The sequence below is a fragment of the Actinoplanes awajinensis subsp. mycoplanecinus genome, from assembly GCF_001509495.1.
In the GTDB taxonomy this organism is placed as follows: Bacteria; Actinomycetota; Actinomycetes; order Mycobacteriales; family Micromonosporaceae; genus Actinoplanes; species Actinoplanes palleronii.
Window position 1 is genome coordinate 1 of sequence record NZ_LLZH01000064.1, and the last position, 6,974, is coordinate 6,974.

At 71.9% G+C, this 6,974-nt stretch carries 9 protein-coding genes; 6 read left to right on the top strand and 3 right to left on the bottom strand.

Annotated features, from left to right (window positions below; translation table 11 throughout):
• Nucleotides 1-69: 69 nt before the first annotated feature.
• Complete coding sequence (locus ADL15_RS10970; protein ID WP_067687938.1) at nt 70-678, bottom strand: TetR/AcrR family transcriptional regulator; 609 nt, start codon at nt 676-678, stop codon at nt 70-72.
• 118 nt (nt 679-796) lie between these two features.
• Between ADL15_RS10970 and ADL15_RS10975 the strand changes: the two genes are divergently transcribed.
• Nucleotides 797-1,690: a TIGR03620 family F420-dependent LLM class oxidoreductase gene (locus tag ADL15_RS10975; protein ID WP_067687952.1), complete on the top strand. Its 894-nt coding sequence runs from the start codon at nt 797-799 to the stop codon at nt 1,688-1,690.
• Between the two features lie 107 nt (nt 1,691-1,797).
• On the top strand, nt 1,798-2,547 hold the full coding sequence (locus tag ADL15_RS10980; protein ID WP_067687940.1) for an SDR family oxidoreductase: 750 nt from the start codon (nt 1,798-1,800) through the stop codon (nt 2,545-2,547).
• A gap of 142 nt (nt 2,548-2,689) precedes the next feature.
• On the opposite strand, the gene ADL15_RS10985 is transcribed toward ADL15_RS10980, so the two are convergent.
• Nucleotides 2,690-3,559, bottom strand: coding sequence for a helix-turn-helix transcriptional regulator (locus tag ADL15_RS10985; RefSeq protein WP_067687942.1), 870 nt, complete (start codon nt 3,557-3,559; stop codon nt 2,690-2,692).
• Nucleotides 3,560-3,660: 101 nt separating this feature from the next.
• On the opposite strand from ADL15_RS10985, the gene ADL15_RS10990 reads away from it, so the two are divergent.
• From ADL15_RS10990 to ADL15_RS11005, 4 genes are all read left to right on the top strand, one after another.
• A complete protein-coding gene (locus ADL15_RS10990) occupies nt 3,661-4,248 on the top strand; it encodes a hypothetical protein (protein ID WP_067687954.1) in 588 nt (195 codons plus the stop codon).
• Nucleotides 4,238-4,798, top strand: coding sequence for a DinB family protein (locus tag ADL15_RS10995; RefSeq protein WP_067687944.1), 561 nt, complete (start codon nt 4,238-4,240; stop codon nt 4,796-4,798). The genes ADL15_RS10990 and ADL15_RS10995 overlap by 11 nt, the downstream gene beginning before the upstream one ends.
• A gap of 87 nt (nt 4,799-4,885) precedes the next feature.
• Entirely contained in the window at nt 4,886-5,869 is a 984-nt protein-coding gene (locus tag ADL15_RS11000) for a hypothetical protein (RefSeq protein WP_157441298.1), read from the top strand.
• A 43-nt stretch (nt 5,870-5,912) separates the two neighbouring features.
• Entirely contained in the window at nt 5,913-6,143 is a 231-nt protein-coding gene (locus tag ADL15_RS11005) for a hypothetical protein (RefSeq protein WP_157441299.1), read from the top strand.
• A 5-nt stretch (nt 6,144-6,148) separates the two neighbouring features.
• Here ADL15_RS11005 and ADL15_RS11010 read toward each other — a convergent pair whose 3' ends face one another.
• Nucleotides 6,149-6,631, bottom strand: a complete 483-nt coding sequence (locus tag ADL15_RS11010; protein WP_067687950.1) for a phosphatase domain-containing protein — start codon at nt 6,629-6,631, stop codon at nt 6,149-6,151.
• Nucleotides 6,632-6,974 lie beyond the last annotated feature (343 nt).

Below are 6,974 nucleotides of genomic sequence, written 5' to 3' on the forward strand. Positions count from 1 at the left end.
GTGCGGGGTGCGGGGTGCGGGAGGGCGGGAGAGCGGGAGAGCGGGAGAGCGGGAGAGCGGGAGAGCGGGTTAGGCGGGGTGGGGGATGGCGCGTAGGGCCAGGTCGACGGTGGTGTGGAGGGACTCTCGGGGGGTGCCGGCGGTGGCGTGGACGGCGTTGCCCTCGCTGACGACCATGACGTAGCGGGCCAGCGCCACCGGATCCGTGCCGGGAGGCAGGTCGCCCTCGGCGGCCGCGCGGGTCAGGCGTTCGGCCATCAGGGCCTCGCCGGCCAGGCGGCTGGCGGCCAGGAACTGGGCGGTGTTGCCGTTGTCGCTGCCGCAGGCCAGGCCGCCCTGGATGGACAGGCAGCCGGCCGGGCGGTCGGGCTGAGTCAGCGCGTCGGCGTTGGAACGCAGGAACTTCTCGATCACCGCGTAGGCGGTGGGTTCGGCCAGGGCCTCCCGGGCGTATGCCATGTCCTGCTCGGCGTAGCGGGCGACCGCGCGCCGGAACAGCTCGTCCTTGTTGCCGTACGCCGCGTACATGCTGGTCCGGTTGATGCCCATGGCCTCGGTGAGGTCGGTCAGCGACGCGCCCTCGTAGCCGTTGCGCCAGAACACCTCGACCGCGCGGTCCAGGGCCGCGTCCGCGTCGAAGCCCCTCGGGCGGCCGCGCTCACGTGTCTTCGCCGTCATCTCAGCGCCCCCTCCCGGGTGATCCAGCTCATCTTAACCGATCGGTACAGAAATAAGCCGGGGCGTGCTAGCGTTCCTGATATAAGTACCGAGCGGTACGGAAATGGAAGTGCTGGTCATGAGCAATCTAGGGCGGGTCGGCGTGTGGAGCATGGAGTTGCGCTCCGCCGGGCGGCCGCAGGTCCGGGACGCCGCGGCGGAACTCGGTGAACTCGGCTGGAACACCATCTGGTTACCCGGGCTGGACGGCGGTGGCGTGCTCGACGACGTCGATCACCTGCTGGGTGCGGCGCCGGGCAGCCGGGTGGTCACCGGCGTGCTCAACATCTGGGGGCAGTCGGCCGCCGCGCTGACCGGGCGGGTCGCCGAGCTCGACGCGAAACACGGGGCACGGACCGTGGTCGGGCTGGGCATCGGCAGTCCGGCCGGTGCCACCGCGCACGGGCAGGACTACGGCAAACCGGTCACGTCGATGGCGCGCTACCTGGACGAGCTGACTCCGGGCCGCGAGCCCGGGACCGGGCGCGGCCGTGGGACCGACCGACGGCCCGGCCTGGGCGCCGACCGGCTGCTGCTCGGCGCGCTCGGGCCGAAGATGGTCGACCTGGCAGTGGCCCGCACGGCCGGGTGGCATCCGTTCCTGGTGACGCCGGCGTACCGAAAAATGGTCGGACCGGAACCACTGATCGCGCCGCACCAAGCGGTCGTCCTGGACACCGATCAAAATCGGGCAAGGGCGGCAGCCCGCGCCGGGATCGGCATGTTCCTGGGCTTTCCCACCTACCGCAACAACCTGAAACGCCTGGGGTTCGGCGACGACGACCTGGTGCCCGGCGGCAGTGATCGGCTTATCGACGCGCTCGTCGCGCACGGCACGGCCGAGGACATCGCCCGCCGCCTGCAGGACCACCTCGACGCCGGCGCCGATCACGTCGCCCTGCACGTGATCACCTCGGGTGGCTCCGGCCTGCCGCTCGCCCAGTGGCGCGAGCTGGCGTTCCTCAACAACTGACCGCGTCCGAGATCAACAGGCCGCGGCCGAGACCAACTGACCGCGTCCGAGATCAACAGGCCGCGGGCGAAGACAACCGACCGATTCTCAGCAAAGGAAGACCCACCATGTCTCAGTTCACCGGCAAGACCGCCCTCGTCACCGGCGCCACCTCGGGCATCGGCCTGGCCGCCGCCCGCCGCCTCGCCGCCGACGGCGCGCACGTCTTCCTCACCGGGCGCCGTCAGGACGCCCTCGACGCCGCGGTCGCCGCGATCGGCGCCAACGCCACCGGAATCCGCGCCGACGTGGCGAACCTCGACGACCTGGAGCGGGTCGCCACCGCGATCCGTGAGCGGGGCGCCGGGCTCGACATCCTGTTCGCGAACGCCGGCGGTGGCGAGTTCGCCGCGCTCGGCGAGATCACCTGGCAGCACTACGCCGACACGTTCAACACCAACGTCGGCGGCACGCTGTTCACCGTGCAGGCCGTGCTCCCGCTGCTCAACCGGGGCGCCTCGGTGATCCTGACCAGCTCCAACATCGACACCAAGGGTGCCGCGTCGTTCAGCGTCTACGCCGCGACCAAGGCCGCGCTGCGGTCGTTCACCCGCAGCTGGGCGGCCGAGCTGGTGGGCCGCGAGATCCGGGTCAACAGCATCGCGCCCGGACCGATCGAGACGCCCGGCCTGACCGGGCTCGCGCCCGACGCCGAGGCCGCCGAGCAGCTGCTCAAGGGCCTGGCCGCCGGGGTGCCGATGAACCGGCTGGGCCGGCCCGAGGAGATCGCCGACGCGGTGGTGTTCCTGGCGTCGAGCGCCAGCACGTTCATGACCGGCGCGGAAATCTACGTGGACGGCGGCGCCAGCCAGGTCTGACCGCCAACGGTCAGGACGGCGCCGGCGATCTCCGGGGCTGAAGCGGTCGTATCGAGCGTGGTCAGCAGCGCCGATGCCGGGGTGCACACCGGCATCGGGCCGCGCGGAAGACCACGTCCCGCTCCACCCCGGCGGTCCGTGTTCACGGTTTCCTCACCTCGGTGGGCACGGCGGTCCAGCTGGCCAGCAGGTCGAGCGCCTCGCGGGACCTGCTGCCCGGCTCGGCGGTATAGGCGTTGAGCCGCAGGCCGGGGTCGGTGGCCAGGTCCAGCGACTCGTAGGCCAGGGTCAGCGGGCCGACCTCCGGGTGGTGCATGTACTTGACCCCGCTGCGGTGCAGGCGCACGTTGTGCGCGGCCCACCAGGTCCGGAACACCTCACTGCGGGTGGATAACTCACCGATCAGGTCGGTCAGACCCCGATCGTACGGATCACGCCCCGCCTCGGCGCGCAGCAACGCGACGGTATCCGCGGCCAGCTGCTCCCAGCCCACGTAGAACGTCTGCGCGGCCGGGTCGAGGAAGATGAACCGGGCGAGGTTGGGCACCGGAGCGGCCGTGGCGAACAGGGGCGCGAACACCGCGCGGCCGAGCTGGTTCGCGCCGAGCACGTCGAGCCGGCCGTTCCGGACGTACGCCGGAGCCATCGTCATCGCGTCGAGAAGAACCTGGACGCCGGGCCGCAACAGTGAGCCCGGCCTTCGTCTGCCGCGGCTCGCGGCGGCGCTGGTGTTGGCGGCCCGGGCCAGGTCGAACAGGTGGACCCGCTCGGCCTCGTCCAGCTGCAGGGCGCGCGCCAGAGCCTCGAGCACACTGTCCGAGACGCCGGAGAGGTTGCCCCGCTCGAGCCGGGTGTAATAGTCGACGCTGACCCCGGCCAGCATCGCCACCTCCTCGCGGCGCAGCCCGCTGACCCGGCGGTGACCGCCGTAGTCGGGCAGACCGGCCCGCTCCGGAGTGATCTTCGCCCGGCGGGTGGTCAGGAAGTCGCGGATCTCGGTTCGGCTGTCCACCCCTGCGACGCTACGTCGGCGGCCGGGGATCAGGCAGGTACTGCCATTACCGGTGTCCGATGGCCCTACCGTGGCGCCGCGCGCCGCCGCAGCGTGTGGAGATGACTCTCTACTGGCTGCCGCTGGGCGCGGGCGGCGCGCGCGTGGTGCGCTGGAGCGGCGCCTGCTACGAGACGATGAGCGCCCGCCGGGAGCACCGCGCTCCCCGCGACCTGTACCACTGCGCGCTGGCGGTCGGCGAGTACGTGATCGAGATGGCCCCGGTCTGGAGTCTGCGCGAGCCGCACCGCGGGGTGGTCGCCGAAGGGCCGGTCGGACTGCGGTGGCTGGGCCGGTCCGCGCTGTTCCGGTACGAGGTGCGGCGCTGGCGTCACGGCCGGATCCCGGACGCCGCGTTCGCCGTCGGCGGTCCCGTGCCGCTGAGCACCGACCCGGAACTGGCCGCTCGGCTGCTCGCGCTGGTGCCGTCGTTCCCGACGGCGACCTGGGGCCGCGACGAGCTCGGCACCGGCGACATGTGGAACTCCAACTCGCTGATCTCCTGGCTGCTGACCCGGGCTGGCTACCCGGCCGGTGACGTACCGCTGCCGGTCGGCGGGCGCGCCCCCGGCTGGTCCGCCGGTCGTGTCGTGGCGTTAACGGGTGGCTCGCGGGGGCCGGTTCGGCCAGGATCGGAGCATGACAACTGAGCGAGTGGTCGGCTATGACGGCAACTGGGTGAAGCCCGAGGACGATCCGCGGGCCACCGAGAGCCCGGACGGTGAGCTGGCCACGATCCGGCTCTACCTGACCAACTACCGGCTCACGTTGGACCTGAAGTGCCAGGGCCTGACCCCGGAGCAGCTGGCCGCGCGGTCGGTGCCGCCGTCGACGATGAGCCTGCTCGGGCTGGTCCGGCACATGGCCCAGGTCGAGCACGGCTGGTTCCGGCGGTCCCTGCAAGGTCTGCACGACGAAGCGCGGCCGTACTGGTCCGACGAGAACAAGGATCTCGACTTCGACGGCGCGGTGGCCGACGCGGCCGTGGTCGAGGACGCGTTCGCCAGCTGGCGGGAGCAGATCGCGTCCGCCGACCGGTGGCTGGACGAGCTGCCCGACCTCGGCGCTTTCGTGGTGATGCCCGGCGGCGACCGGTACACCGTCCGCGACATCCTGATCCACATGGTCGAGGAGTACGCCCGGCACGCCGGGCACGCCGACCTGCTGCGCGAGTGCATCGACGGCCGCACCGGTCAGTGACCGCGGGCCGCTGCTCGCGGTCACTGACCGGCGCCCCGGCCGCGGGTGGCCGCCGAACCCGCGCCGGCCGGATCCTATGATCACCGGATGTTCGGACGCTCCCGCAAGCCGTTCCTCCCGGATCTCGACCCCGGCCAGGCTGACCTGTACGTGCGCAACGCGCGCGACCGGGCGCTGCGCGGTGACTGGCCGGCCGCCCTGCACCTGCTGCAGAGCACCGGGCGGGACTGGGAGCTGCGCAGCCGGCGGCTCGCGGTGCTCGGGATCGCGGCCGGGCACCACCCGCACTGGGTGCACACGTGGGAGGCGACGGTGCCCGGCGACGCGACAGTCGCGATCCTGCGGGCCGAAGGCCTGACCGAGCTGGCCGGTCAGGCGCGGGGCGGCGCGTCCGCGCGGAACACCAGTCCGGAGCAGTTCCGTGAGTTCCACCGGCTGTCCGCCCTCGCGGCCGAGGCCGGGCAGCGGGCCGCGGAGCTCAACCCGGACGATCCGTACCCGTGGGTGACCAGGCTGGACGCGATGTTCGCCAACGGGCGTCAGCACCGCGAGGAGTTCGACACGGCGCTGGGTGAGGCGCTCGCGCGCGACGAGTTCCACTTCGAGGCGCACCTGATGGCGGTGTCGTTCCGCTGCCAGAAGTGGTTCGGTTCGCACGAGGAGATGTTCGCGGCGGCCCGTGAACCGGCCGCGGCCGCGCCGCCCGGTGCGTCGGTGACCATGCTGCCGCTGCTGGCCCATTTCGAGTACGCGCTGCGTGAATACGGATTCGAGTCCCGTGCCGAGTCGCTCGCCGCGAAGACGGACTACTTCCGCCGCCCCGAAGTGATCCAGGAGATCGAGTGGTGCGCGGGCAAGTGGCGCGCGGCCGGCGAGCCTCGCCTGATCGGCCGGGGTGTCACCCTGCGGCACTGGCTGGCGCTCGCCAACCACCTGGCCGACCGGGACCGCGCCGGCACCAAGGCGCTGCTCGCGCAGATCGGGCCGTATCTCGGGAGCACACCGGCGTACGGATACTTCTGGATGGAGCAGGCCGCCGGCTTCGAAGCGGTCTCGCGATGGGTCCGGTGACCGATCACGCATGATCATCCGGGTGGGCGGGTAGAGCATGCCTGTGACCTCGGACGAAGCAACTCGCCGGCAACGGACCACCGCCGCCATGCACGACACCGCCGACCAGTTGGAGATCACCGAGGCGATGCTGCACCGCAGCGCGGAGGAATCGCCCGATCCGGCCACCCGAGCCCGGCTGCACGCCCTCGGTGACCGGGTGACCGCGCGGGCCAAGGAGATCGGCCGGCGCGCCGACCGGCTGGTCCGGCGAGCGCCGGACACGACGATCTGAAGCGGTCAGGTCCGGCCGTCGCGCTCCTGCGCCTGCCGCAGCGTCTTGGCATGCGGGACCCAGTCGGCCAGCTGCACCGGATGCCCGTCCCGCCGTAGTCGCGCGACCACCTCCGGATCGTCGTCGACCACCACCGCCACGGTCCCGCCGGCGGCCAGCCGGCGCAGCCGATCACTCTTGTAGTCGCGCGCCGCACGCCGATCATTATCGGGCCGCATCAGCAAGCGACCGGCCGGCAGCCCGTGGTCGGCGAACCAGCGTTCGGTCACCACCCGCAGCCGCTCCGGGCGTCCGGTCAGCCAGACCAGTTGATGGTCACGGACATACCGGTGCACCAGGTCCAGCCCGGGCTGCAACGGCTCGTCACGGTCGGCGGCGGCGAAGAACGCCTGCCAGTTCTTCGGCCGGCTCGCGAGATGCTTCAGCCGATGGCGAACGTCGGCAACCACCCCATCCACATCAAAAACGGCCAGCGGTACATCAGACATGCCCCCATCCTCCCGGACCGCGCAACAGCATTTTTGGTACGAATGCGGAGCGTCCGTCCGTAGGCTACGAGCCGAGTCCCGCCCGTGAGGCCGCCGCGACGCCGGCCCGGCGCACTGTCCCGGCCGCGCGCCACGCTTCGCGTCGCTCGCCGCGCAAGGCCGTGCCCACTTCGGACCGTCGCGCGACTCACGGTCCCGGCTGGTCCCCAGGGGTGTCTCCGCGACGCGGAGACACCCCTGGGAGCCAGGGCGGTTTCAAGGGGTCGTTGCAACACGAGGGTTAGCTGGTGGTGGTGAGGAGTGTAGCGAGGCGTTCGGCGGGGGTGTCCCAGCCGAGTGTTTT